The sequence below is a fragment of the Thauera phenolivorans genome (genome assembly GCF_001696715.1).
Taxonomy (GTDB): Bacteria; Pseudomonadota; Gammaproteobacteria; order Burkholderiales; family Rhodocyclaceae; genus Thauera; species Thauera phenolivorans.
On record NZ_MBFM01000004.1, the window covers coordinates 133652 to 160463 of the forward strand.

General features: G+C 67.8%; 23 protein-coding genes. 6 read left to right on the top strand and 17 right to left on the bottom strand.

Features of this window, described 5'->3' with window-relative positions; translation table 11 throughout:
* A partial coding sequence (locus BB334_RS10525; RefSeq protein ID WP_198531228.1) for a polysaccharide deacetylase family protein occupies nt 1-647 on the top strand: 647 nt, incomplete at its 5' end.
* 15 nt (nt 648-662) lie between these two features.
* On the top strand, nt 663-1892 hold the full coding sequence (locus BB334_RS10530) for a carboxylate--amine ligase (RefSeq protein ID WP_068808278.1): 1230 nt from the start codon (nt 663-665) through the stop codon (nt 1890-1892).
* On the opposite strand, the gene BB334_RS10535 is transcribed toward BB334_RS10530, so the two are convergent.
* The 14 genes from BB334_RS10535 to BB334_RS10600 form a co-directional block, all read right to left on the bottom strand.
* Nucleotides 1872-3209 carry a putative O-glycosylation ligase, exosortase A system-associated gene (locus tag BB334_RS10535; RefSeq protein WP_068808280.1) on the bottom strand — a complete coding sequence of 446 codons (1338 nt, stop codon included), beginning with the start codon at nt 3207-3209 and terminating at the stop codon, nt 1872-1874. The genes BB334_RS10530 and BB334_RS10535 overlap by 21 nt on opposite strands.
* The gene (locus tag BB334_RS10540) at nt 3202-4365 is read right to left on the bottom strand and encodes a glycosyltransferase family 4 protein (RefSeq protein ID WP_083200393.1); all 1164 of its coding nucleotides are present in this window, start codon (nt 4363-4365) and stop codon (nt 3202-3204) included. Before BB334_RS10540 ends, BB334_RS10535 begins: the two co-directional genes overlap by 8 nt.
* The gene (locus BB334_RS10545) at nt 4362-5603 is read right to left on the bottom strand and encodes a TIGR03087 family PEP-CTERM/XrtA system glycosyltransferase (protein ID WP_068808282.1); all 1242 of its coding nucleotides are present in this window, start codon (nt 5601-5603) and stop codon (nt 4362-4364) included. The genes BB334_RS10540 and BB334_RS10545 overlap by 4 nt, the downstream gene beginning before the upstream one ends.
* Nucleotides 5596-6801 carry a TIGR04063 family PEP-CTERM/XrtA system glycosyltransferase gene (locus BB334_RS10550; protein WP_068808284.1) on the bottom strand — a complete coding sequence of 402 codons (1206 nt, stop codon included), beginning with the start codon at nt 6799-6801 and terminating at the stop codon, nt 5596-5598. The genes BB334_RS10545 and BB334_RS10550 overlap by 8 nt, the downstream gene beginning before the upstream one ends.
* 5 nt (nt 6802-6806) lie before the next feature.
* Nucleotides 6807-8735: an XrtA/PEP-CTERM system amidotransferase gene (locus BB334_RS10555; RefSeq protein WP_068808286.1), complete on the bottom strand. Its 1929-nt coding sequence runs from the start codon at nt 8733-8735 to the stop codon at nt 6807-6809.
* 24 nt (nt 8736-8759) lie between these two features.
* A complete protein-coding gene (locus BB334_RS10560; protein ID WP_068808289.1) occupies nt 8760-9920 on the bottom strand; it encodes a TIGR03088 family PEP-CTERM/XrtA system glycosyltransferase in 1161 nt (386 codons plus the stop codon).
* The gene (xrtA, locus tag BB334_RS10565; protein WP_232756716.1) at nt 9917-11464 is read right to left on the bottom strand and encodes an exosortase A; all 1548 of its coding nucleotides are present in this window, start codon (nt 11462-11464) and stop codon (nt 9917-9919) included. Before xrtA ends, BB334_RS10560 begins: the two co-directional genes overlap by 4 nt.
* Before the next feature lie 13 nt (nt 11465-11477).
* Entirely contained in the window at nt 11478-12527 is a 1050-nt protein-coding gene (locus BB334_RS10570; RefSeq protein ID WP_068808293.1) for a FemAB family XrtA/PEP-CTERM system-associated protein, read from the bottom strand.
* A 22-nt stretch (nt 12528-12549) separates the two neighbouring features.
* Complete coding sequence (locus BB334_RS10575; protein ID WP_068808297.1) at nt 12550-13404, bottom strand: XrtA system polysaccharide deacetylase; 855 nt, start codon at nt 13402-13404, stop codon at nt 12550-12552.
* On the bottom strand, nt 13401-14480 hold the full coding sequence (locus BB334_RS10580) for an XrtA/PEP-CTERM system-associated ATPase (protein WP_068808300.1): 1080 nt from the start codon (nt 14478-14480) through the stop codon (nt 13401-13403). The genes BB334_RS10575 and BB334_RS10580 overlap by 4 nt, the downstream gene beginning before the upstream one ends.
* Nucleotides 14481-14491: 11 nt before the next feature.
* Nucleotides 14492-16057, bottom strand: coding sequence for a TIGR03016 family PEP-CTERM system-associated outer membrane protein (locus BB334_RS10585; protein ID WP_158014400.1), 1566 nt, complete (start codon nt 16055-16057; stop codon nt 14492-14494).
* 28 nt (nt 16058-16085) lie between these two features.
* On the bottom strand, nt 16086-17021 hold the full coding sequence (locus tag BB334_RS10590) for an XrtA-associated tyrosine autokinase (RefSeq protein WP_068808306.1): 936 nt from the start codon (nt 17019-17021) through the stop codon (nt 16086-16088).
* A gap of 12 nt (nt 17022-17033) precedes the next feature.
* Nucleotides 17034-18581 (bottom strand): XrtA system polysaccharide chain length determinant, encoded by a 1548-nt coding sequence (locus BB334_RS10595; protein WP_068808309.1) that lies wholly within the window; start codon nt 18579-18581, stop codon nt 17034-17036.
* 89 nt (nt 18582-18670) lie between these two features.
* Nucleotides 18671-19249, bottom strand: a complete 579-nt coding sequence (locus BB334_RS10600; RefSeq protein WP_068808916.1) for an XrtA/PEP-CTERM system exopolysaccharide export protein — start codon at nt 19247-19249, stop codon at nt 18671-18673.
* Nucleotides 19250-19526: 277 nt separating this feature from the next.
* Here BB334_RS10600 and BB334_RS10605 point away from each other — a divergent pair, with 277 nt between their 5' ends.
* Nucleotides 19527-20297 (top strand): N-acyl amino acid synthase FeeM domain-containing protein, encoded by a 771-nt coding sequence (locus BB334_RS10605; protein WP_158014401.1) that lies wholly within the window; start codon nt 19527-19529, stop codon nt 20295-20297.
* A 78-nt stretch (nt 20298-20375) separates the two neighbouring features.
* A complete protein-coding gene (locus tag BB334_RS10610) occupies nt 20376-21782 on the top strand; it encodes an MBL fold metallo-hydrolase RNA specificity domain-containing protein (RefSeq protein ID WP_068808313.1) in 1407 nt (468 codons plus the stop codon).
* A 1-nt stretch (nt 21783) separates the two neighbouring features.
* On the opposite strand, the gene BB334_RS10615 is transcribed toward BB334_RS10610, so the two are convergent.
* The 3 genes from BB334_RS10615 to BB334_RS10625 are packed head-to-tail and all read right to left on the bottom strand — an operon-like array spanning nt 21784 to nt 24978.
* On the bottom strand, nt 21784-23166 hold the full coding sequence (locus BB334_RS10615) for a sigma-54-dependent transcriptional regulator (RefSeq protein ID WP_068808316.1): 1383 nt from the start codon (nt 23164-23166) through the stop codon (nt 21784-21786).
* 2 nt (nt 23167-23168) lie between these two features.
* Nucleotides 23169-24728, bottom strand: coding sequence for a sensor histidine kinase (locus tag BB334_RS10620; RefSeq protein WP_068808319.1), 1560 nt, complete (start codon nt 24726-24728; stop codon nt 23169-23171).
* Entirely contained in the window at nt 24721-24978 is a 258-nt protein-coding gene (locus BB334_RS10625) for a PP0621 family protein (protein ID WP_068808322.1), read from the bottom strand. Before BB334_RS10625 ends, BB334_RS10620 begins: the two co-directional genes overlap by 8 nt.
* A gap of 100 nt (nt 24979-25078) precedes the next feature.
* Here BB334_RS10625 and mtnA point away from each other — a divergent pair, with 100 nt between their 5' ends.
* Together mtnA and BB334_RS10635 are read left to right on the top strand one after the other, a co-directional pair.
* Nucleotides 25079-26155, top strand: coding sequence for an S-methyl-5-thioribose-1-phosphate isomerase (gene mtnA / locus BB334_RS10630; RefSeq protein ID WP_068808329.1), 1077 nt, complete (start codon nt 25079-25081; stop codon nt 26153-26155).
* A complete protein-coding gene (locus BB334_RS10635; protein WP_068808332.1) occupies nt 26152-26808 on the top strand; it encodes a class II aldolase/adducin family protein in 657 nt (218 codons plus the stop codon). The genes mtnA and BB334_RS10635 overlap by 4 nt, the downstream gene beginning before the upstream one ends.
* Nucleotides 26809-26812 lie beyond the last annotated feature (4 nt).

Here is a 26812-nt window from a genome sequence, read left to right on the forward strand (position 1 = left end):
ACAAGCCCTTCAAGCGCCAGCACCTGATCCACTACTCTCGCGAGGAACAGACGGCGCTGATGCGGCGCGGCCTCGCGCTGCTTGCCGAGGCGGGTAACCGTGAGATCACCGCGTTTCGGGCCGGCAGTTTCGCTGCGAACGCCGACACCCTGACTGCCGTCAAGGCATGCGGCCTCGACGTCGATTCCAGCCTCAACATGCTCTATCCGTATTCCGGCGAGGACGTTCGCGCAGAAGGTGATTTCTACTTCCCGCGCGAGCGAGACGGGCTGAAACTGCTGCCAATGACGGTATTTCGCGATGGATGGGGGAGCCTCCGCCATGCGCAGATCGGCGCCTGTGGCGTTGCCGAGCTTTGCCATGCGATCGAGAATTCAGCCGACCGCAATCACCCCTGCTTCACGATCCTCTCCCACAACTTCGAGATGCTTCGCGCCGGCGCAAGCCAGCCGGACCGCGTCGTGGCGGGCCGCTTCGAAAGGCTGTGCCGCTTTCTCGGCGAAAATCGCGACAGCTTCCCGACTGCCGGGCTCCGATCAATGCCCCCACTTCACGACATGCCTCGTGATGCAAGCCTCGCCGACGTGGGCCGACTCGCGACCCTCCGGCGCTTTGCCGGGCAGGCCGCGCGGCGGCTCCCGTTCTGACCCGCAAGGATTTCGATGACCGAAAACTCCCTCCAGACCGATCTGCCCTGCTTCGTCCTCGGGATAGAGACACAGATCGGGGTCGGCGTGATCCGGGAATTGGGCCGCGCCGGTGTTCGCGTCGTCGGCCTCGCCAGCCGCGAACGATCGATCGGAATCGCTTCCCGCTACCTCGAGCGCGCCGTGGTCGTCGGGCACGCACGTAACGACGCACTCGTGCGGCGCATCCGCGCGCTAGGCGAAGAGTACGGCGGTGCGATCCTGCTCGGCATCTCGGAGACCGACCTGAAGTGGCTGATTGAGAACCGGGATGCTTTCGGCCCGGTGAAGGTGATCGCACCCGAAGCCGAGACTTTCGCCCGTGTGCTCGACAAGGCCCGGACCCTCGCGCTGGCCGAAAGCGTGGGGATTCGCGTGCCGCGCACTCGCTCAGCACAGAGCCTGGAGGAATGGGAGGCAGCCTGCGAGGACCTCAACTATCCGGTGGTGGTGAAATGGGCTGATCCGATCGCCGCCATGCCTCTCCTGCATGGCCACGGTCTCACCCTGCAGAAGTTGGAATACGCCGCCGACGCCGCGAGCCTGCGCAGGATCGGCGAGCGCTTCGCGGTGGCTGGGATCTGGCCGCTCATCCAGGAATACTGCCCGGGGCGGGGCCTCGGACAATTCTTCTTCATGCACGAGGGTACGGCGATCCGGCGCTTCCAGCATCTGCGCATCGCAGAGTGGCCGCCCGAGGGCGGCTTCTCGAGCGTGTGCGACGCGGTGCCGCTATCCCGGCATCAGGCGCTTCAGGAGCGCTCGATCGCGCTGCTGCAGGCGATCGGCTGGGAAGGCTGCGCGATGGTGGAGTATCGCCTGGACGACGCCACCGGGGATGCGATGCTGATGGAAATCAACGGCCGCTTCTGGGGAAGTTTTCCGCTCGCGGTCCATGCCGGGGCCGGCTTCGCGAGCCTCTCTTATCACGTACAGGGACTTGGCCGCATGCCGCCATTGCCGCCGCTGAATGACGACCTGCGCTGCCGCATGGTGTCGACCGAGCTCAAGCGTCTGGTTCGGATCGTTCTGCAGCCCGGCCGGATCCGGGATCCCTTCTTCAAGGTCCAGCCTCGCCAGGAGCTCTGGCGCTTCGCCAGCGACTTCTTTCGCCCGAGAACGCGCTACTACCTCTGGGATCGGCGTGATCCCGGGCCGCTGCTCGCCGATCTTCGCAACTACGCCCTACGCCTGTTGAAGCCTTGACGCAGGCGGCGTGGCGAGTCGGTCGCCCACGAACACGGGAATGCCGAGGATCCGGCGCTCCGAATCGCCAGCGAGTTCACGCTGCCAACCCCTGCTCTGCACCCACACCCGGGCGGCGACGGTGAGCGCCATGAGGTTGTAAGGCAGATCGAAGTAAGTGAGGCTGAGGAAGGCGCCTCCCACTGCGAAACCGATCAGGGACACCTGGATCATCGAACCGAGTTGAACGCACCATTCGGTTTCGGGTTGGGCCCGTCCATGCTTGCGTAGCCAGCCGGCGCTCATCCAAGTGGAGATCCACAGGCATATGTAGATGAACAGTCCGGGAAAGCCGTGCTCACCCAGCATGTGGAAATAGATACTGTGGGCGGACACGATCATCGTCGGGTCGGGTGCGTACATGCTGTAGACGAAGGCGTTGTAGATACTGAAGCCCCCCCCGAAGAGGTTCTCCTTGGCAATATTGAACGCCATCCACCACGCGTTGATGCGGCCCATTGCCGAAAGATCCTCCTCGTAGGTCTGCATCGTGCCCATACGCTCCCACCATGTGTCCGGCATGAAGGAGAGAAATACGACCCCACACGACAACAAGATAACCGCGGTTGCGAGCTTGTTCTTCCCCCGCCACCAGAGCAGCGTCAGCATCGCCGTGACGGCGAGCAAGGCGCCCCGCGACTGCGATCCGAGGATCGACGCACCGCAAAGCACCATTGCCGCCGTCATTGCATGCTTCTGCCAAGCCTTCTCCAGCGTAGTCTGCAGGAAGCGGAGCATTGGGACGGTCATGATCAGCGCTACCGCCAGGGAATTGTTCTCTTCCAGATACGAACCCGATGGGCCGCGGACGTGGAACGCGCCTCCGGTGGATAGCGTGAAGATGCCGCCCTTGATGCCGAAGAACGCCACCGAAAGGGTCAGCACCCATGCAAATACCATCATTTCCCGCTTGGTGCGGATCAGCATCAAGGTGACGAGCACCATGAGGTCGATCTTCAGCACCTTTTCCAGCATGCCGAGGCTCGAGGCAGTATCGAAGGCGAACACGGTGGTGATGCACATCCAGCCGATCAGAATCGCCAGCCAGGTCACGGGCGCGCCGATGAAGGGATTTCGCTTTTCCTTCGACGCGAGGAGCCCGACCAGGGTGCACACTGCGATGAACATCGCCACCGGCGCATCGAACATGAAGCCGTATGCCATTCGGTGAGGATTCATGATGCTGATCCAGGTCCACATCATTGCGCCGACGAACGGGTGCCTGAGCGCCATCAGGCCGCCCGGGACGATGATCAGCAACAGGATCAGGTCACGCATTCGAACTCATCCTCGAAGTAATAGGACCACGGCCAGGGCGGGCGACCGACCGGTACACGCGAAGCCACTGTTCGCGAACGGTGGGCCAGGCATACGCGGCCGCGGCCTTCAGGCCGGCATCGCGAAGTCCGGCGGCCAGCGCGGGTTCGCGAAGGACGCGAACCGCGGCCACCCCCATGGCCTCCGCGTCGCCGACCGGCACGAGCAGACCCGACACGCCATTGTCCACGATGTCCGGGATCCCGCCGGCGTCGGTGCTGACCACCGGCACCCCACTGCCGAACGCTTCCAGAATCGAGATCGGCATGTTGTCCACCGTGCTCGGGTTGAGCATGCAGTCGGCCGAGGCGTAGAGCGCCGGGATGTTCGCGTTATCGACACGACCACAGAAATCGACGCTACCCTCGAGCGCCAGCTCGGCAACCAGTGCCTGCAGCCGGCCCAGTTCGGGGCCGCTGCCGGCGACGGTGAGCCGGCCGCCGGCGAATGCCTGCCGAACGATCGCGAAGGCGCGAATCGCGGTGGGGATGTCATAGATCGGCTCGAGGTTGCGAGTGACGATCAGGTGGGGCGCATCGCCGAATGGCGGGCGCTCCACGGCGCTGAAGCGGGACAGGTCGACGATATTGGGAACGATCGTCGCGTCCAGCCCGTGCCGGGCGAACACGCGCTGCAGGAAGCCAGACGGCGTGACACGCGCATTTGCCCTCGCGAGGGTCGCCAGCACATGGCGCGGCGCCCGCGAAAAGAAACGGTCGGCGTTGCCGCCCCGGTAATTGATGATGACGCCGGCGCCCCTCGCGCGGCCGATCCAGGCCGCCGGCGTCGCGAACAGATGCCAGGCCCAGCCGGAGTTGGCGAGGATGTGCATGACGTCCGCCCGTCCCGCCGCGACCCAGAGCCGATACAGATAGGGCAGCAGGCGGAACACCGCGCGCAACACCGGAATCCGGCCGATCCAGCGTGGTCGGTAGGGCGGATTGTGGCGCACGAGCTCCACCACGACCCCGTCCTGACGGAGCAGGCGGACGAGCTGCTCGCACTGGTTCGCCATGCCGCCGGAAGGCGGCGGGAGCGGACCCACGATGCACACCGCAGGCGTATCGGTACGCTCGGATGTGCTTGCGGGAGGGGAGGTAAGGCTCGAAGTCGTCATGCTGCCTGATGGATGTGCCCGGCTGCAGCAGCGCCGGTCGCGAGTAATTCGTCGAGCAGGCCAAGATGCGCCTGCCAGCTGTAGTTCTTCAGCACGCAGTCGCGCGCCAGCTGACCCATATGCTGCCGCCAGAGGCCATCCCCCAGCAAGCGTACGACCCCATTGGCAAACGCCTCCTCGCCCTCCGCGACCACGCACTCGCGACCGTCCTGCGCGGCAAGCCCGACCGCCGGCGCCGCGGACAGGACGACCGGGCGCGCCATCGCCATCGCCTCGAGCACCTTGTTCTGGATGCCGCGCGCGATACGCAGCGGCGCGACGACGACATCGGCGTGCGCGAGGTAGGGGCGCACATCGGGGACCGTACCGGTGACGGTGACGGCCTCCCCGGCCAGGTCGAGCACCGCCGGTGCGGGGTTCATGCCGACGATCCAGAAGCGGACGTCGCCAAGCCGCGCCCGGATCGAGGGCAGGATGTCCTTGGCGAACCAGCTCACTGCGTCGATGTTGGGCCAGTAATCCATCGCGCCGGTAAAGAGAACGACCGGACGGCCGGCCGGATAGGGCGAATCGAACCCGGCACCGGGTGCGAAGTAATCCGCATCGACGCCGTTCTGCATGACGCGGATCCCATCACCGGCTTCAGGCGCCGCGCGCCGGAAAAGGTCGGCCTCGGCCTCGGTCACGAACAGACTGCTGTCCGCCCTGCTCGCTGCGGCACGCTCGAAGGCGAGCAGCCGCGCCCCTTCTCGCCGGTACAACCACGACAGCGGCCAGGGTCGATCGGCAGCGTACTGCGACCACTTGGCGGAATCGACATCGCAGAAATCGACGATCGCACGCTCCAGCCGCAGCGGCGCAAGATACTGCGCCATCGGCCCGGAGAAGGCCACCGCCTGCGCGATGCGCTCGCGGTTGACCGTGGTGCGCACCCACTCGGCGAGCCGGGCGTCGCGGTAGTAGGGAAGACTTAGCGCCTCGCTGCCGAGCAGCGCCGACAGGCTGGCGACGCGTTTGAGCCGGGGGTTCAGCTCGATCGCACACACGTCCTCGCACCACGCCTTCAGCCGCTCCACATGGACGCGGTCGTCGGGGTGATCGACGAAGGTGCCGAGGAACACCCTGTGGTGCCGCGCGAGCTGGCGCAGGATGTTGAACGAGCGCACCTTGTCCCCCTTGTTCGGGGGATAGGGGATGCGGTGCACGAGGTAGAGGATTGGCGGGCGAACGTCAGTCAACGGTAACTCCGGCGAGGCGGCGATAGACCGGCGCATAGTTGGCGACGCTGTTCTTCCAGTTGCGCACCCGCTCGACGAAATCCCGCCCCGCCGAGCGCATCATCGGCCAACGTTCGCGATGCGAGAGCATGTCGCCGATCGCCGCTGCAAGCGCGTCGGCACTGCCCGCCTTGAACAGCTTGCCGGTCTCGCCGTCGCGGATCAGCTCCTTGTGGCCGCCGACGTCGGAGGCCACGAACAGACGCCCCTGCGCCATCGCTTCGAGCGGCTTGAGCGGGGTAACGAGCTCGGTGAGGCGCATCGAGTGACGCGGGTAGGCGAGCAGGTCGATCTGATCGTAGTAGCGGCTCACCTCGCTGTGCGGCACTCGACCGGTGAAGACGATCTTGTCGGCCACGCCGAGCCGCCGCGCCTGTGCCTTGAGGTTCGCGTCCTGCGGACCGCCGCCGACGAGCAGCAGACGCAACTCGGGGCGCTTTTGCAGCAGCGCGGGGAAGGCGTCGAGCAGCAGGTCGAGGCCCTCGTAGGCGTAGAAAGACCCTACGAAGCCGACCGTGGTGCAGCCTTCCAGGCCGAGCTGACGCCTGAGTTCGGGGTCGGGTTCTCCGGAGAGTTGGAAGCCTTCCACATCCACCGCATTCGGAATGACGGTGACCTTTGCCGAGGGAACGCCGCGGGCGACGATGTCCGCGCGCAGGCCTTCGCAGATGGTGAAGGCGTGCGAGACGCGCTTCAACGCCCAGGTTTCCATTGCGCGCGTGGCGCGGTAGCGCAGGCTGCCTTCGGCGGTGCTGCCGTGGTCGACCGCGGCGTCTTCCCAGAAGGCGCGGATCTCGTACACCACCGGAATGCCGAGGCGCTTGCCGACGCGGATCGCCGGGATGACATTGAGCACCGGGGAATGGGCATGCAGCACATCGGGCTTGAGCTCGCGGGCGAGCTGCTCCAGCCGGGCTTCGGTGATGCGCATGAGCCGCAATTCGTTGATCCCCGCCGGGCCGGCCTCGGGCACCGGACAGCGGTAGAAGCGCAGGCCATCGACCTCCTCGACCCAGGTCGCCGTCTCACCCTGCTTGGGCGAGGTCAGGTGGAACGTCTCCCAGCCCAGCGCCCGCTGCTCGCGCAGGATGGCCGCGGTACGGAAGGTGTAGCCGCTGTGCAGTGGGATGGAGTGATCGAGGATATGAAGGATGCGCATGAGGCTCAGGCGTATTCGGTTGCGGCGGGCGACGGCGTGTTTTGACTCTGGTTGTTGCGCAGGAAGGCTTCGAACATCAGCAGGGTCCACAGCGGCGCGCTGTAGTCGCGCGCGCCCGACTCATGGGCGTCGACCAGATGCTGCAGGTAGTTCCGGTTGAAGATGCCGGTGGCGGCGAGGGTCTCGCCCAGCACCGCATCGCGCATCCGCTGCCTGAGCGGACCGCGGAACCAGCGCGCCAGCGGCACGGCAAAGCCCTTCTTCGGCCGGTAAAGCACCTCGTTCGGCAGCAGCGGCTCCATGGATTTCTTGAACAGGTACTTGCCCTCGGCACCCCTTATCTTGAGCGAGGACGGCAGGCTGGCGAGCCATTCGACCAGCGGGTGGTCCATCAGGGGTTCGCGCACCTCGAGCGAGTGCGCCATGCTGGCGCGGTCGACCTTGGTGTTGATGTCACCGACCAGATAAGTATGGAGGTCGAGGTACTGGACGAGCGCGAGCGGGTCGTCGGTTTCCGCATTCGCGGCATGGCGACGGAAGACTTCGAGTGCGTCGTAACCGCCGAGGCGGCGCTGGAAATCGGCCGAGAAAAGCTGCGTACGCATGTCGCCGCGCAGGATCGAGACGCTGTGGAAGTAGGCCTCCACCGAATCGCGCGCGAGCGCCTGGAAGGTGGTCTTGGCGCGGAACACCCGCGGCGCCCAGTCGGCCTTCGGGTAGACGCGGCCGAGCAGGCTGAACAGGGGCTGACGTACGCCGTCCGGCACCTTCTCGCGCAGCCGCTCTTCCATCATGAAGGAACGGTAGCGCCGGTAGCCGCCGAAGCTCTCGTCGCCGCCGTCGCCCGACAAGGCCACCGTGACCTTCTTGCGCGCGAGCTGACACACGCGGTAGGTGGGGATCGCGGAGCTGTCGGCGTAGGGCTCGTCGTAGAGCGCGGCCAGGGTGTCGATGAGGTCGAAGTCGTCGGACTTCACCGTCTCGAGCAGGTGGTTGGTGCGGTAGCGGTCCGCGACCATCTGGGCGAACTCGGACTCGTTGAACTTGGGATCGTCGAAGCCGATCGAGCAGGTGTTGACCGGCGTGTCCGACAGGCCCGCCATGACGGCGACGACCGCGCTCGAATCCACCCCACCGGAGAGGAAAGCGCCAAGCGGCACCTCGGAGATCATGCGCAGGCGCACCGATTCGCGCAGGCGCGCGGTGAGTTCGGCGGTGGCGTCTTCGAGCGAGAGCGGGTTGTCGAGGGTGAAGCGTACGTCCCAGTAACGCTTCGGCTCGGCCAACGGCTCGCCGCGGCGGATGCAGAGGGTCTCGCCGGCGCCGAGCTTCTTCGCGCCGACGAAGATCGTGCGCGGTTCGGCGACGTAGCCGAGGGCGAAGTACTCCTCCACCGCGAGCGGGTCGAGCTCCCGATTGAGCCCGGGGTGCTGCATCAGCACCTTCAGCTCGGAACCGAAGGCGAGCGTGCCGTCGTCGAGCAGCGCGTAGAACAGTGGCTTCACCGCGAGACGGTCGCGCGCCAGGAAGAGGGTGTCGCGATTGCGGTCGTACAGCGCGAAGGCGAACATGCCACGGAAGCGCTGCACGCAGTCTTCGCCCCAGGCCTCCCAGGCATGGACGATGACCTCGGTGTCACTGTGGGTGTGGAAGACGTGGCCGAGCGCCTCGAGCTCCGGCACCAGCTGCTGGAAGTTGTAGATCTCGCCGTTGAACACCACCGCGACCGAGCCGTCCTCGTTGAACAGGGGCTGCTGGCCGGTGGAGAGGTCGATGATCGACAGCCGGCGATGGGCGAGCGCGACGCCGGGTTCGAAATGGAAGCCGCCTTCATCGGGCCCGCGATGGAACTGGACGTCGTTCATCCGCTGCACGAGTTCACGCGAAAAGTCGCGCTTGCCGCGAGTGTCGAAAAGTCCTGCAATGCCGCACATGCGCAAATCCTCGTGTTCGTGTGCTCAGCGCCCGCGACGCACCGCGGCGTCGAGCTGGGACTGATAGAGCGTGGCGTAGCGTTCGATCATGCGATCGAGACTGAAGCCGGCCTCGATGCGCTCGCGTCCCGCCCTGCCCTGCTCGATGCGCTTCACCGGATCGGCGGCGTAGTGCAGCAGGGCGTCGGCGAGCGCTTCGGCGTCGCGCGGCGGCACCAGGGTGCCGGTTTCGTCCTGCACCACCAGTTCGCCGTTACCGCCGACCGCGGTCGCGATCACCGGCAAGCCGCAGGCCATGGCTTCGAGGATGGTGTTGGATATTCCTTCCGACTGGGAAGGTAGCACGAAGACATCGAGGCTACGCATGACGTCCGGCACGTCGCGGCGCTCGCCGGCGAGCCAGATCCGATCGCCGACGCCAGTGCGTGCGATCTCGGCCTCGAGCTCGCGGCGCAAGGGACCGTCGCCGGCGATCACCAGCCGTAGCGGAGCGGCCGCGTCTCCGCCCTTCTCGATCGCGCGCGCGAAGGCGCGCACCAGGGTAAGCTGGTCCTTGACCGCCTGCAGCCGGCCCACGGTGCCGACGATCACCTCGCCGACGCGCTGGAAGGGCGACTCGTGCAGGCCTGGCCGACCGGGCGCGGGGCTGAAGCGGACGCTGTCGACGCCGTTGCAGATGCGCTCGACGCGCGAGGGCGCGACGCCGACGCCGTCGATGAGGTAGCGCTCGATGTGGCCGGAGAGCGCGACGTAGCGGCTGACGAAGGGACGGTAGAGCCGCCGGATCAGCCGGAACTTGCGCCGCTCGCCGTGTGGATCGGAGACATCCCAGCCGTGCTCGCCATGGACGCGCACCGGCACCCTCGCCGCCCACGCCGGCACCACCGCCTCGAGCGCGGCGAGGTTGCGGGTGTGCACGATCGCCGGCCGACGCTCGCGGAACAGGCGATACAAGGCCGGATAGAGCTTGACGCCATGCCCTGGGGGCTTGTGCAGTGAGACCAGCTCGACGTCGGGACGGGTGATGCGCTCGCAGAATGCCGGAACGCAGTCGGTGAGTGCCACGACCATGTGGCGGAAGCGCTCGCCAGGCATCCGATTGATGAGATTGACGACACCGTTCTCGAGACCGCCCACGTCGAATCGGTACAGCACATGCGCAACCAGTGGGCGCGAATCGCTCATCGGCGCGCCTCGACGCCCGCCAGCATCGCCTCGATCGCCGGGGCGAAATCTTCGATGAAGGCTTCCGCGACCACCCGGCCGTCCTCGCCGTACTCCGCTGCGGGAACGGTGATGGCGATCACTGCGGAGTCGTCCTTCCGCGCGGTGAGCCGATCGAGCGCCAGCAAGGCCTTAGCGAGGTAGTCGTTGTTGATCACACGCCCGTTGATCCAGTACCAGCTCAGGACGCGCTGGTGGTTGTCGCCACGCTTCAGGATCGCCTCGCGCACCGGCCCGACCGCAACGCGGGTATCGACCGTGCGCAGACGACGCCAGCCCGAACCCTCGCGCCCGTTGAGGGTGTTACCGAACATCACCATTTCCTCGCCCTGGCGCTGCTCCGCGTAGTAGGCGATGTAGAGCGCAGCCTGCGCGCCGTCGGCACGTCGATAGAGTTGGTACAGCTCGCCACGGTGGCCGCGGAAACTCGGCTGATACGCCAGCGCCTCGCCTTCGACCGCCTGCCAGCCGTCCACGGCCGCAGGTGCGGCGAGCGCCACCGAGAAGGGTTCGACCGGCTTCTGCAGTTGCGACGCCAGCAGGGGAAAGAACGCGATCGCCGCAGCCGCGGACAGCAGCGTGAACCAGCTTCGCGGCGCGACGGGCGCCGGCGATACGGTTGCCGTCGGCGTGGCAGGTGCACCCTCCCGCCAGAAGCTGCCGATCCAGAACATCACGAAGATGACGATGCCGAAGAACACCCAGCCATAGACGATGTGGATGAAGCCTTCGACGAACTCGTTGCCGAAGGTATAGCCGACCATCACGGTGATGTAGGCACGGATCCAGTTGGCGACGATGGGCACCAGCAGCGCGACCAGCATGAACAGCAGGCGGCGCTTGAGGCTGGTGTAGTTCAGGTAGGCGTACAACGAGCCCACCATCAGCGAGGCGACCATGTAGCGCAGGCCGCTGCACGCCTCGACGACCGACCAGCGACCATTGGGCACGACGAAGAACAGGTTTTCCTGAAAGACCGGAATGCCGGTCGCCCTGAGCGCGAACACGGTGAATTCCGCGGTGTAGTGCATCAGCGTCGGCAGCAGGAATTCGCCGACCGGCACGGCAAAGAACAGGAAGAGCAAGGGGAAGGCCAGAACCCGTGCCAGCCGCCAACCGATTGCGGCGACGAAGCTGACGACCAGCAAGGCGGTGAGCGCGAAGTGCGCCAGCGACGCCGCGCTCACGAGCTCGGCGAGGAGCCAGACGAAGCCCGCGGCCGCGATCGCCATCACCATCGCGGGCGCCGGCATCGGGGACAGCCCGCCGACGAGCTCGCGCTTGCGCCAGACCAACCACAGGAAGATCGGCAGCACCACCAGACCGTGGGCGAAGGTATCCGAGCGCCACCAGATGCCGGCCATGTCGGCCGCGGTGGGCCAGTACCAGCCGACCACCCAGACGAAAGTGGCGAGCAAGACCGCGACCACGGCGAGAAAGCCCTGCATCCGCATCCCCTCGAAATTCGTTGCGATGTCCGCCCGCATCACTGCCTCATCCTGCATACCCCGACGCTCCTCAGCCCAAATTTCGGACGATGTGCGGCCCGAGCGTGTTCGCCACGCCGAGCGGCAGCCGCTTCCACAAGGCGATGAAGAGCCGGTACTTGGGGTTCATCGGGTTGTTCTGCGGCACGCCGTCGCGCTTGTAAAGGCGGTATTCGTAGGACAGTGGCTGCGGCTCGAAGCCCCAGTTCTTCTTGAAGCTGTAGGGGCCGGTGCCGACCTTGCTGCGGCCGTAGTCGAACACCTTGCAGCCACGCTCGCAGGCGCGGCGCATGACTTCCCAGTACTTGAAGTCGTTGGCCGCGAACTCGCGCGCGGCGAGGTCGTCGCCCGCATAGTAGGGCAGGATCTCGTCGCGGAAGTAGAAGCTGAGCACGCTCGACAACGGCCGGCCGTCGGCATCGGTGACGGTGAGCACCTCGCAGTCCTCGCCGAAGACTTCGTGCAGGCGGGCGAAGAAGCGCTTGGGCAGCGCCGGCGTGCCGTGGCGGCGCACGTTGTCGGCGTAGAGCGCGAAGAAGCGCTCGACGTCGTCATCAATTTGGGCGACCAACCCGTTCTTGATGCCCTTGCGCACCATCGCGCGCTGCTTGCGCGGGATGGCGAGCATGTTGTCCTCGACCTCGGGCAGGATCTCCTTGCGGAAGGTGACGTAGAGCTCCTGCTGCGGCCAGTCGGCGTGGCGCGGCTGCAGGTTGCGGAACTCGAGGTGCTGCACGCCCAGCCTGCGCGCGAGGGCCTCGGCCTCCGCCTCGAGCAGTGCGACCGCGTCGGGCTCGGCCTCCGGATAGGCGGCAATGCCGCCATACACGCAGAAGGGCAGCGACACCAGCGCGTGACCGAACAGCCAGCTCTTGACCTCGGCGAGCGGCAGCACGGCGACGATCTCGCCGGCGCGCTCGGCGAACAGGTAGAAGGTGCGGTGGCGGAAGATCTCTTCGGTGATACCCTGCCAGGCCGACAGGTGAAAGAAGGTCGCCTGCGGGCAGGCACGCACGAAGGCGTCCCAGCGCACGGCGTCGGCAGGGCTGAAGGTCTTGATCTGAAGCGGCAGTCTGTCCATGCGTTCCTCCACGGCTCCGCGCTCAGGCGGCGTCGCGGAACACTTCGTCCGCGCGGCCCCAGGCGAAATCCGCGAGCAGGCGCTCGAGCCGGCGCTCGGTCCGCTCGAGGTTGATGTAGTGGCGGAAGCGGGTCTTGGCGCTCGCCTCGCGCACCCGCGGCTGCTCGGGATCGATTTCCCACGGGTGGAAGTAGAAGATCGCCGACCGGCCGTCCTCGCGATTGACCTTGGCGATTTGCCAGCGCGACACCTGGTAGGGCAGCAGGCGGAAGAAGCCGCCGCCGCCGGCGGGCCAGTTGCGGCCGAGCCAGCGCATCGTGCTGACCGGGACCTCGACCAGGCCGTTGTCCAGCCGCCAAGGGAAGCGCGGCGCGTCCGGGATGCCGTAGTGGTCGTGCTTGACCGGGTACACGCTCGAGCTGTAGCGGTAACCGGCTTCGGCGATGCAGTCGTGTGCCCACAGGTTGCCCAGGCCGATCGAGAAGCTCGGCGCGCGGTAACCATGAACCGCCTGGCCGCTGATGTCCTCGAGGACCGCCTTGGCGAGCACGATGTCGGCGCTGAAGGCCTCGGGCGTGAGCGCGCTCGCACGCTGGTGGCCGTAGCCGTGGCTCGCGATCTCGTGGCCGGCGTCGGCGATGTGGCGGATCAGCGCCGGATAGCGCTCGGCGAGCCAGCCGAGGGTGAAGAAGGTGGCCTTCGCTTCATGGCGTTCGAGCAGGGCGAGGATGCGCTCGACGTTACGTTCGACGCGGCAGGGCACGCTGTCCCACTTCTCGCGGGGAAAATGCGGCTCGAGGGCGGACACCTGGAAATAGTCCTCCACATCGATGGTGAAGGCGTTGACGATGCGCGATTCCGGCTGCTTGGCGTTCATGAGGTCTTCTCACCCGGCGTGTTCTCTCGGCGGCTGGCCTGCAACACCTGATTGAGGATCTCGAGCGCGGCCGACAGCGAATGCTCGAGCCGCGCGATGCGCGCCTCGATGCGCTGGACGTCGAAGTTCTGGGCCAGGCTGGCGACCTGCGAGGCGAGCTCGGGCGGCAGATCGAGCGGCGGCAGATCGTCGAATTCGGCGAGTGTCTGCATCCGGCGCGCCGCTTGCGCGCTGCCGTTGGCCGGCACGCTCGCGCGCGGCGTGGCGAATTCGTGCTTGAGCTCCTCGACCACCTCGGCCACCGCCGCCTCGTCGATCTCGTGACGGTCGGCGAGGAAGGCGCCGAGCAGCAGCCGGTCGCACAAGGTGTTGATCTTGCGCGGAATGCCGCCGGTGAAGGCGAAGATGGCCTCGAATGCACCGGGGCCGAAGGCGGGATCGCCCTCCCAGCCGACATGGTGCAGGCGGTGCTCGATGTAGGCGCGGGTCTCGTCGGCGTCGAGCGGGCCGAGGTGGTAGGTGGCGATCACGCGCTGGCGCAGCTGCTGCATCGCCTCGCCCTGCATGATGTCGCGGAACTCGGGCTGGCCGACGAGGAAACTCTGCAGCAGGGCGTGGTCCTCGAGCTGGAAGTTCGACAGCATGCGCAGCTCCTCGACCGCCGCGTGGCTGAGGTTCTGCGCCTCGTCCACCACCAGCAGCGCGCGCTTGCCCGCCGCGGTGGTCTTCACCAGGAAGGTTTCCAGCGCGAGCAGCTGCTCGGCCTTGTCGAGATTGCGGGTGGGCAGGCCGAAGGCGGCGGCGACCATGCGCAGCAGGTCGCCCGGTTCGACCTGGGTGCTGACCAGGTGGGCGGCGACCACCTTCGACGCGTCGAGGCTCTCGAGCAGGCTGCGCACGATGGTGGTCTTGCCCGCCCCCACCTCGCCGGTGACGACGATGAAGCCCTCGTTCTGGTGCAGCCCGTACTCGAGATAGGCCATCGCCCGCCGGTGGCCGCGACTGCCGTAGTAGAAAGCCGGGTCGGGGTTGAGCTGGAAGGGCTTGGCGCGAAGCTTGAAGAAGGATTCGTACATCGGTTCTCGGCTCAGAAACGCATCGCCAGCGTCGCGGTGATGGCGTTTTCGGTGAAGTCGTTGAAGCTGGTGCTGCTGTTACCGTCGCTTTCGGTGCGCTGGTGGCTATAGCTCAGTTCGCCCGTCGCGTCCGGACTCAGGCGGGTGACGAAGCCCACCCTCAGCCAGGTCCGGTCGGCCTCGAGATCGCTGAACTGCTCGCTCTCGCTGCCCTCAGCCTTCTCGCGGCTGATTGAGGCATTGATCGCGGAAAGGCCGGAGAGACGGTGCGTCAGGGACAGGGTGAGCGAGCTCGTCCTGACCCTGCCGAAGATCGCGAGCTCGTCCTCCGGCCGGTCGCCGATGAAGCTCCCGCTGAGCGTGTTGAGGCGCTCGCGGTCCGAGTTGTCGTAGGACAGGGTCAGGACGTTGCGCGCGCCGATCAGCGACAGCGCGGCCCGCGCGGCGCGCTCCAGGTAGTAGAGGTTGCTGCGCAGCGGATCGAAGTTGCCGCCGATCGATTCGTACAGTTCCACCAGGCGGCGCCGGCGGTCGGCCTCGTCAGGATAGAGCGCGACGATGACGGGATCGTTGAACAGCGCAAGCAGGTTCTGGAAGCGCGGATCGAGCAGGAAGCCACCGGCCAGCGTCTCGAGGTTGGACTGGATGTCGCGGGTGAAGCTGAGCTGCCAGTGCGAGCTCGGCAGGTATTCGAGGCGCGGCATACGGTGGTTGAACTGCACATCGTAACCGGTACCGAACAGGCGGTCCTCGACGGTGGCGCTGAGCGAGGTGCGGCTGTTCGGCGTCCAGTCGAAGCCGCCGCCGTAGATGCTGCCGCTTTCTTCGTTGCCCGCGTAGTCGTTCCGTTCGTAGCCTGCGATCCCGCGCAGCCGCAGCTCGGGCATCAGGCCGAAGAACACCGTGGCGCGACCGATCTCCTCGAGGGATTCCTCGCTGTTGAGACCGTCGTATTGGGTGTCGGTGCGGGAATAGGCAAGCCCCCAGCCCACCCGGCCGAAGGCGGTCGGATCGGACAGGCCGGCATTCCACTGATCGACCCGCTCTTCGGCCAGCTCGCCGCGCGCGCCGTCATACCACCGCGCGAGGTAACGAGCACTGCCGCGCCCGTTCTCGCCGAAACCGAACTCGATCCGCGGCCCGATCGAGAAGACCCGCTGCTCGTCGTTCTTGTCGGTCGCGAGCGGATCGCCTCGCGAGCGGCCCGAGAAGCTCGAGGTGTTGTCACGGCTGATCGAGGCATCGGCATCGATGAACAGGAAGTTCTCGATCGCCTCGTAAGTCCCGGCCCCGCTCAGTTCGATGAAGCTCTGGCTGCGGTCGCTGTCTCGCGAGGCGAACAGATTGCGGACGCGCTCCAGATTGCGCAGGCGCGCGCTGAATGCGCCGGTGGCGCGCCCGCTTTCGCGCACGACCTCGACCCCGGGCGCGATCTCGAACACCCACTCCGGCCCACCACCGCCGGACGAACCGCCGCTGTCAGTCCAGGTGACACGCGTGTCGAGCGTCGGGGTGAACTCGTTGGTCTGGGCCGAAGCCGTCGCTGCCGCGCTCGCCGCCAGCGCGAACACCAGCACGCGCAGCCGGCTTGGGCGCCGAATGGCCTCAGGCCGCTTCCGAATGCGTCTTGTGGCCATACCCGTATCCGTAGCCGTATCCGTAGTAACTGCCAACGGCCTGCTGCCGACTCTTGTTCAGCATTAGCAGCTTGATCGGGCAGACCTCGATCGTGCCCAGGGCCTGCCGCACCGTGGCGTGTGTAGTGCGTTCGGCCTCGACCACCATCACCACCTGCCCCATGCGGGTGGCGAGCACGCGCGCCTCGGTGGTGACGAGCAGCGGGGGCGAATCGAAGATGATGATCCGGTCGTGGTAGCGACTCGCCATCTGCTCGAGCAGGCGCGCCATCGACTCCGAAGCGAGCAGCTCGGTCGCCCGTACGTGCGGCATCCCCGCCGGCAGGATCGACAGCTTCTCGACGTTGGTCCGCAGCAGCACCTCGCTGAGATCCGACACCTCGCCGGAGAGCACGTCCATCAGGCCGCGCTCCTTCGGCAGGCCGAGTTGCTTCAGCACCGAGGGCTTGGAAACGTCGGCGTCGACCAGCAGCACCGTGAAGTCGAGCTCCATCGCCATGCTCATCGCCAGGTTGATCGCGCTGAAGGTCTTGCCTTCGCCCGGCAGCGAGCTGGTGACCATGATCAGGTTGCCGTTGCGGATCGCCGCCGCCCCGGTCGCGGTGGCGTTGCGCAGCAGGGGCCGCTTGATCACGCGGTATTCCTCGGCGATGGTGCTGCGCGGCTGATCGGGGGTGACCACTCCGCCCATCGCCAGCCGTGCGAGGTCGATGTCGACCTGGCGCGACCGCACCGGGTTGTGGTCCTGGACCTGGACGCGCGGCACCGCCGACGACTGCGCATCCTGGGTGGACCGGCTCTCGGCCTCGACTTCGGCATGGACGGGCGGCAGCTCGGCAGGGCTTTCGCCGGAGGCCTGCTTGAGCTGGTCGAGTCGTTGTACCGCTTTTTCGATAAGGCTCATCGTCGTGCTCCCTTAACCCTGGATCAACTTGATCGCCATCGTGGCGGCAGCCATCGCCGCCACGAACAGCACGACACTCGTGCCGAAGATCATCAGCCCACGCGAACGCTCCCGCACACGCTGCGGCGTCGACAACATGGACACCGTGCCGAGCACCGGCAGCCCCAGGACCTCGCGGAGCACACGGCCGTCGGTGAAGGCCGGCCGCAGCTGGCTGATGAGGAAGGTCAGCGCGAAGCCGGCACCGAGGCCGAGCAGGCCGATGATCGGGATCAGCACCATGCGGTTGGGCTGCGACGGCGCGGTCGGCAGCGCCGGCGGATCGATCACCCGGAAGTCGGCGACGCCGCCACGCGCCCCCATGTCCACCGAGATGTTGGCCTGCTCGCGGCGCTGGACGAGGCTGTCGTAGTTCTGCTTGTGCACCGCATAGTCGCGGTTGAGCTGGGCCATCTCGGCCTCGATCTCGGGCAGGCGTTCGGCCAGCCCGCGCAGGCTGGCGAGGCGCTCGTCATACTCGGCGACGCGGGCGATCAGCGAGGCGACCCGCGCCTCGGACTCGGCGAGCGCGAGCTTCATCTGCTGGAAAACGGGGTTACTGTTGAGGGCGCCGAACTGCGAGCCGCTACCGGCCGCGCGCATCGCCTGCACCTGCTCGAGCTTCTGCGCCTCGAGTTCCTCGATGACGCGCCGCGTGCCGCTGACATCGGGATGCTGTTCGGTGTAGCGCAGCAGCATCTCGTCGAGATTTCGCTTGAGCGTGTCGATGCGCCCGTCGATCTCCGGGATCGAGACGCCGATGGTGGACGACGCCTCGGGCAGCAATACCGGCTCCTCACCCACCAGTTGCCGACGCAGGGAGTCGCGGGAATTCTCGGCCTCGCGCAGCTCGAGCCGCGCCGCCTGGGCCGCCTGGCTCAGCGCGGCGATCTGGCTGACGTAGTCCTTCCCGCCATCGCCGAGCAAGCCCATGTTCCGCAGGCGGAAGTCCTTCAGCCGGTTCTCCGCGTCCGCCAGCTTCTTCTCGTAGCCCGCGATCTGCTCGTCGAGGAAGCGGCGCGCCGACTCGGTGTCCTGCTGCTTGCGCCCCAGGCCGGACTCCACGAACAGCGACACCAGCGACTGCACCACGCGCTGGGCACGCTCGGGCCGAGTGTCGGCATAGGCAAGCGTGAAGAGGTTGTCCCGACCGGTGGAACGGATCTGCAGTTCCTTGCCGAGCGTCGCGATCATCGCCTCGCGCTCCTCGGGGGTTCGCGTCTCGTGGTCGAGGTCGGCCATGGTGATCAGCTTCTCGATGTTGGGCCGGCTGATCAGGGTGCGGCTCAGGACCGCGACCTGCTGATCGACGTTGGGCTGGACCGCCAGGCCGGACATCAGCGGCCGCAGCAGGGACTGGGTGTCCACATAGATCCGCGCCGTCGATTCGTACTTGTCGGGCATGGTCGCGACCACCGCAGTGCCGACGATGCCGATGATCCAGGCCAGCGCCAGCCCCCACCAGCGAAAGCGCCACATGCCTCGGAGGTAGACGACCAACTGCGATACAAGCTCTTCCATGATTGCTTACTCGTGCAGCCGAAGACCCGTCCGCCGCTGGCGCGACGGGCGTCCGGAATTGAGGGAGAGTCCGGGACGACGAGCGTCGGTCAGAACCAGCTCTGCGGGATGATCAGCACGTCGCCCGGCCGCATCTCGACATTGGCCGAGACGTCGCCGCGCTTGACGAGGTCGCGGATGCGGACGCTGTACTGCTTGTTGCCTTCGCCGGTACGCAGGATCGTGGCGCTGTTGCCGTCGGCGAACTCGGTCATGCCGCCGACCGCGATCATCACGTCCAGGAGGGTCATCTTCTGCGTGTAGGGCAGGATCTTCGGATCGGTGGCCTCGCCGACCACGCGGATCTGCTCGCTGTACGGACCGACGAAGTTGGTGACGACGACGGTGACGACCGGTTCGCGAATGAACTTCTCGAGTTCCTTCTCGATGTCGCGCGCGAGCGTGCTGGAGTCCTTGCCGAGCGCCGGAAGGTCCTCGACCAGCGGCGTGGTGATCTTGCCGTCGGGTCGCACCGGCACCGACATCGACAGTTCCGGGTTGCGCCACACCACGATATTTACCGTGTCGCCCGGGCCGATCACGTAGCTGTATTCGGCATCGGACGCGGCAACGGGTGCCGGCGGATAGGAGGAGGCGCAGGCCGAGAGCAGGCTTGCGGCCAGCAACATTGCGCCGATCTGCCCGGATTTTTTCAGCTTGGTTGCCGCCTTCTGTTGCATGGTCGAATCATCCCTGGTTGCGAACTACCGTTATCATAGCGTGAAGATCTGGCTGAAATGCTACGAAGATACACATCGATAAGCTGCGCACAATTACACAAAGGGTTACAGCTAAGCTGACATTACGAAGATAAAGTGCGTCGTCTTTGCAGGAAACTAATTGGTGCATTCAGTTCATGTGAACCTCGCCGGAACCCACCGTTACGACTACCGGAACCCAATGTCGATGAGCAGCTCGACCTCCCACCTTTTCGACCCCCCCTTCCTCACCGACCCTGAAGCCTCGCCTTGGTGCTTCAGTGCGCGCGCGGGCATCCTGCCGCTGGCGCCACGCTCAGGCAGGCTGAACTCGAACTTCAACCTCGAGCGCGACGGCTACCGCATCCTGATCGCGGACGAGAAGCACGAGCTCAAGACGCACATCTCGCGACTGATCGAGCGCATGTACCAATCGCGCGGCCTGATGAGCTATCACACCGAGCTTCCCGAGCACGACGGCCATACGACCATCGTGGCGTGCAAGGACGACCACCCCTTCGCGACCCTGGCGCTGGGGCTCGAAACCGAGGACGGACTGCTCGCCGACGTGCTCTACCGTAAGGAAATCGACGCGGTGCGCGCACGCGGCGGCAGGGTTTGCGAGGTGAGCCGGCTCGCGATGGACCCCGAGCACGCGTCGCAGGAAGTTTTCGGCTCGATGGTACAGGTCCTCTACGTGCTCGTGCGCATGGTCCACCGCCTCACCGACATCTTCATCGAGGTTCACCCGCGGCACGCCGCGTTCTACAAGCGTCTGCTGGGCTGTCGCGTCGCCGGCCCCGAGCGCACCTGCCCCCGGGTGGGCGCCCCCGCGGTGCTGATGCATCTGCCGGGCGCCACGATCGATGCCCTCTTCAGCGACCCGAACGCACGCGACCACGCGACCCGCAGCCTTTACCGCAGCTTTTCGGCGCCGGCGGAGCTCTTCTCCCTGCATCGCCAGCTCGTCGGGCACTGAGCATCGCGCGCGGGCATCCGCGAAGCGATTCGGCATTACGTCATTGGCATCGATGCCAGCCCTTTATATGATGTCGACATGGATACCGACATCGTTCACCACGGCGCCCGCGACGGCGTCACCGGCTCCTGCCATCAGCTCTTCTTCGGCCAGGACAGCCTGCTGATCGACTGCGGCCTGTTCCAGGGCGCGGAGACCTCCCCCGACGGACGCAATGCGGCCGACCAGCTCGAGATCGACTTTCCGGTGGACCGGGTGCGGGCGCTGGTTCTCACCCATGTTCACATCGACCACTGTGGCCGCATCCCATGGCTGCTCGCAGCCGGCTTCAAGGGCCCGATCCTGTGCAGCGAACCGTCCGCCAGGCTGCTGCCGGTGGTGCTCGCCGACGCCTTCGAGATCGGCGTCACGCGCAACCAGGCCGTGGTCGAGCGCTACCTGCGGCTGGTCGAATCCCGCATCCGGCCGCTGCCCTTCAAGACCTGGCACACCGTGCATGCCGACGCCGCGGGCAGTTGCCGCATTCGCCTCCAGCGCGCCGGCCACATCCTCGGCTCCGCCTATGTCGAGTGCGACGTCGCCACCCCGGCAGACGCGGCACCGCGCCGCGTCCTGTTCTCGGGCGACCTCGGCGCGCCCCACTCGCCGCTGCTGCCGGCGCCGAAGCCGGCCTGGCGCGCCGACACCGTGGTGCTCGAGAGCACCTACGGCGACCGCAGCCACGAGAACCGGCGCAGCCGACGCGAGCGGCTGCAGAAGATCGTCGAGCAGGCGCTGGACGATGGCGGAACGGTGATCATCCCCGCCTTCAGCATCGGCCGCACGCAGGAGCTGTTGTACGAATTCGAGGACATCCTGCATCGCCAGCGGCGCAAGCCGGGCAAGTACGCCGCGCGCTGGGAAAAGCTGCCGATCTTCCTCGATTCGCCACTGGCCCAACGCTTCACCATGCTGTACCGCGAGCTGGCGCCCTTCTGGGACGACGAGGCGCGAGCGCGTCTGCGCGCGGGTCGCACCCCGCTCGCGTTCACCCAGCTACGCGCGATCAGCGAGCACGACGCGCATCTCGCCAACGTGCGCCGGCTGTCACGCAGCGGCGAGCCGGCGATCGTCATCGCCGCGAGCGGAATGTGCGCCGGCGGCCGGGTGGTGAATTACCTCAAGGCGATGCTCGGCGATCGTCGCCACGACGTGGTCTTCGTCGGCTATCAGGCTCGCGGCACCCCAGGCAATGCGATCCAGACCTTCGGTCCGCGCGGCGGCTATGTGGATCTCGACGGCGAGCGGATCGACATCCGCGCCCGCATCCACAGCCTGAGCGGCTACTCCGCCCACGCCGACCGCGACGATCTGACCCGCTTCGTCACCCGCATGCGCCACCTGCCGGGCGAGGTGCGGCTGGTGCACGGCGAGCGCGGGGCGCGCGAAGCGCTCGCGGCGCAGCTGCGCGCGGCCACCGGCGAGCAGGTTCGGGTGGTGATCTGAGTCAGTCCTGCCCGGGAAGCACCAGCCCCCACTTCTGCAGCCGGTAGCGCAGCTGGCGCGGCGTCAGGCCCAGGCTGCGCGCCGCCGCCGCCAGGTCGAGCCGCTGCTCGCGGAGAGCCTCGAGCAGTGCGCGACGCCGCGTCTCGGGATCCGAGTCGGCGCCCGCGGGTGGGGCCGCCGGCGCGGGCGCCGCGTTCCGGGCAGCCGATTGCAGCGCGTGGATCGGGCCGAGGTCGAGATCGCCGACGTCGAGCTCCTCGCCCTCGCTCAATGCGCAGGCGCGCTCGAGCAGGTTCTCCAGTTCGCGCACGTTGCCCGGAAAGGGGTACTCCTGCAGCAGGGCGAGCGCGGCCGGCGTCAGCCGCCGCGGCGCACCGCCCTCGCGCTCGGCCAGGCGCGCGAAGATGTGTTCGGCGAGCTCGGCGATGTCCTCGGGGCGCTCGCGCAGCGGCGGCACCCGCAGGGTGATGACGTTGATGCGGAAGAACAGATCCTGACGGAACCTGCCCTCGGCCACCAGCTGGGCAAGGTCGCGGTGGGACGCCGACAGGATGCGCACGTCCACCGCCTCCTCGGCGTGCGCGCCGACCGGGCGCACGGCCCGCTCCTGGATCGCGCGCAGCAGCTTGACCTGCATCGCCAACGGCAGCTCGCCGACCTCGTCGAGCAGCAGCGTGCCACCGTTGGCCGCCTGAAAGAGGCCTTCCTTGTCGGTGCCGGCGCCGGTGAAGCTGCCCTTGAGGTGGCCGAAGAACTCGCTCTCCATCAGTTCTGGCGAGATCGCGCCGCAGTTCACCGGGACGAAGGGGCCGCTGGCGCGCGCCCCGAGGCTGTGGATCAGGCGGGCGATGACTTCCTTGCCGGTGCCCGATTCGCCGTGGATGAACACCGGCGCCTGGTTGCGCGCGAGCTTCTCGATCTGCGCGCGCAGGCGCTGGAGCGCGTCGGAGCGCCCGATCAGGCCGCGGCCGCTGCTGCGCACCGCTACCCTGGGCTCGAGCCTGAGCGCGTTGCCGACGAGGCCGCGCAAGGCCTTGAGCTCGACCGGCTTGGTGACGAAGTCGAAGGCGCCGAGCTTGAGCGCGCGGATCGCGGTCTCGATGCTGCCGAAGGCGGTGATCACCGCCACCGGCAGGCCCGGCCGATGCGCCTGGATGAACTCCACGAGCTCGAGGCCGTCTCCGTCGGGCAGGCGCATGTCGGTGAGACAGAGCCGGTAGCTGCATTCGGCGAGTCGGGCGCGCGCCTCCCCCAGGCTGCCCGCAGTGTCGCAGCCGAGGCCCATGCGCAGCAGCGACAGCTCGACCAGCTCGCGGATGTCCTCCTCGTCGTCGACCACCAGCACGTCGTTGCGCGCGGGCGGATTGCGGCGCTCGTTCGCCATGCTCAGCTCCGTCCGGTGAGCACGAAGTCGGCGCCCGGCGCATCCGGCCCCGACTCGAGCCAGGCGTCGTTCGCCCCGGCGAGCTCGCGCGCGATGTAGAGGCCGAGGCCGGTGCCGCGCGCGTGGGTGGTGAAGAAGGGTTCGAACAGGTGTGCACGCACGCGTTCGTCGAGCCCGGGGCCGTCGTCGCGCACGTGCAGCGCGACCCGCCCGCCCATCAGCGCGCGCGCCACCACCTGCACCGCGCCCGGCGTGCGCGAGCAGTGGCGACAGGCGTTGTCGAGCAGGTTGTCGACGATCTGCTGCAGGTGGGCACGATCGAATTGCAGGCTCAGGCCCGCGTGGATGTTGGCGACCACCAGCGCCCGCTCATCGGGGCGGCGAAAGCCCCGCTCCTCGAGCACGTCGGCGATGAAGGGCTGCAGCGGGATGGTCTCGGGATGCGGGTGCTCGCGCCGGCCGAGGGCGAGCACGTCGCGGATCATGTGCTCGATGCGGCGGGCATTGTCACCGACGATGCGCAGCAGCCGCTCCTGCGTCTGTTGCCGGCGCTCGTCCTGCAGCAGCTCGGCGGCCTGGGTCACCGCTGCCAGCGGATTGCGGATTTCGTGCGCCATGCTCGCGGTGAGCCGACCGAGGGCGGCGAGCTTGGCCTGCTGGGCATCGCGCTGGATGTCCTCGAAGTCCGTGAGATAGATCAGGACGTCACCGTCGGCTGCGGCGCCCGTCTCGCCGCATACGGTGCGGCAGCGCAACAGGCGGTCGGCCGGGCCGAGACGCAGCAGCCGCCCCTTGCTGTCGCAGCAGGTGGTGAGCACTTCCTCGAAGTTGGGGTCGCAGTCGGTCAGCAGCCGACCCTCGAGGGCACCGACCCCGAGCAGCGCGCGTGCCTGCGGGTTGGCCTGGCGCACCCGCCCGCCGGCGCTGGCGACGACCACGCCATCCTGCATGTCGCGGATGATGCGCTCGTTGACCGCCTGCTGCTTGACCAGCGCCTCGCCACGCTCGGCCGCCAGCGAGGCGTTGGCCTGCGCACGCCGCGCCAGCAGATGGGACACCAGCGCGATGCCGAAGAAGCCGGCGCAGAAGAGGCCCACCTGGAAGAAGTCGCCCGGCCCGCCGCCGGCCGCGTGCCGCCAGGCGTTCTCGAACAGCACCGCCAGCGTCGCCAGCGCGGCGAAGAACATCACCATCCGGCCCTCGGCGACGAGGCCGCCGCCGGCGAGCACGATCATCATCAGCACCGGCATGCCGCTGCGGTACCCGCCGCTGGTCCACATGATCACCGCCAGCGCGGCGATGTCGATCACGACCTGCAGCGCAATCACGCGCTCGCGGCCGAGGCGGCGGCCTGCATCGGGGAAGCCGAGCGTAAGGATCGCGCCGAGATAAGCGAAGACCGCGGCGGTAAACACGCCGGGGTGCTCGCGCCCGAGACCGAACTCGGCACCGGTCACCAGCAGGATGCCGGCGAGGACGAGTCGATAGAGATTGAAGAAACGCAGCGAGGCCTGGCGTGAGCGTTCGATGCCGGCCTGGCTCAGGACGGCAGTGTCAGGCATTGCGCCGCGGACCGGCGCGGCGGTGCGCCTCGCTGCAGTAGAAGCCGGTGTCGTCGCTCACCCCCTCGGTTTCGGGCACGAGCAGACCGCAGTGGGCGCATTCGACGATGCGCTCGGGGAGCGCCTCGCGCCGCGTCGCACCGGTCTTGTCGGCGCGGTCGTCGCGCCGCGCCTGGCCGAGACGCGACAGCATGCGCCGCACCCACCAGATGCCGCCGAGCGCCAGGAAGAAGAGCAGCAGGTTACGCACGATCGCCGGATACCATTGGAGCGAGGAATGCGCAATTTTAGCATGCTGCCCCGCGCGATCGGCCTCGCGGCCGCCCCGCGAAGCCCCCTAGAATGAAGCCATGTTCACCCAGCCCATTCCGACCCTGCGCCGCGACGGCGATGCCCTCGCGATCCTCGACCAGACCCTGCTGCCCTGGCGCAGCGAGATCCGCCGCCTCACCACCGCCGCCGGAGTGGCGGAGGCGATCCGCTCGATGCAGGTGCGTGGCGCGCCGCTGATCGGCGCCACCGCTGCCTACGGCGTGGCACTCGCCCTCGCCACCGAAGGCGCGGACGACGCGGTGCTCGAGCGCACGATCGCGCTGCTGGGCGCCACCCGCCCGACCGCGGTCAACCTGCACTGGGCGCTCGCCCGCATGGCGCGCGTGCTGTCGCCGCTGCCGCCCATTGCACGGGCGGAGGCGGCCTGGCGCGAGGCCGCGGCGATCGTCGACGACGACGCCGCCACCTGCGACGCGATCGCCCGCCACGGCCTCGCCCTGCTCGAAGCGCGCCTCGTCGCCCGCGGCGAGGGACGGCCGCTGCGCATCATGACCCACTGCAACGCCGGCTGGCTCGCCACCTGCGGCGCCGGCACCGCGCTCGCGCCGGTGTATGCGGCGCAGGCCGCGGGCCATGCGGTCGAGGTGCTGGTGAGCGAGACCCGGCCGCGCAACCAGGGCCTGCTCACCGCCTGGGAGCTGCGCGAAGCGGGCGTGCCGCACGTACTGATCGCCGACAACGCAGCCGGCCTGCTGCTCGCCCGTGGCGAGGTCGATCTGGTGATCACCGGCGCCGACCGCATCGCCGCCAACGGCGACGTCGCCAACAAGGTCGGCACCTGCCTCAAGGCGCTCGCCGCGCACGCTGCGGGCGTACCGTTCTATGTCGCCGCGCCGCACTCGACACTCGACTTCGACTGCGCTTCGGGCGCGTCGATCCCGATCGAGGACCGCGGCGCGGACGAGCTGTGCCGCATCCGCGGGACCGACGAGGCGGACCGCATCGCCACCCTGCGCCTGGCGCCGGCCGACACCCGGGTGGCCAACCCCGCCTTCGACGTCACCCCGGCCGCGCTGGTGAGCGCGATCGTGACCGAACGCGGCGTCGCCGCCCCGGGCGAGCTCGACCGCCTCTATCCGGAGCGGCAGCGATGAACGCGAGCCCCGCCCAGCGCGCCGCCCTGCTCGCCGCGGCGCGCGGCCTGACCGACGCAAGGCTCAACGTCGGCACCGCGGGCAATGCCAGCCTGCGCCTGGCGCGCGGCTTCCTGGTGACGCCGAGTGGAATGGCAGCCGAGGCCTGCACGCCGAACGACATGGTGGAGGTCGACCGCGACGGGAGTGCCGGCGGCCGGCGCGCGCCTTCTTCGGAGTGGCAGCTTCACCGCGACATCTACGCCGCCTTCCCGGCGGCGGGCGCGGTGCTGCACGCCCACTCGCCCTTCGCCACCGCGCTCGCCTGCCAGCGACGCGAGATCCCGCCCTTCCACTACATGATCGCCCGCTTCGGGGGCAGCACGGTGCGCTGCGCGCCCTATGCCACCTTCGGCACCCAGGCGCTGTCCGATGCCGCGGTGGCGGCGCTGCAGGACCGCAGCGCCTGCCTGCTCGCCAACCACGGCATGGTGGTCCATGGTCGCGATCCGGCCCACGCGCTCGCGCTGGCGATCGAGTTCGAGACCCTGTGCGAGCAGTACTGGCGCAGCTGCCAGCTCGGCCCCCCGGCGCTCCTGAGCGCGGCCGAGATGGCGGAAGTGGTCGAGCGCTTCCGCTGGTACGGCAAGCCGCAGGCGAGTGGCGGGCGCTGAACGC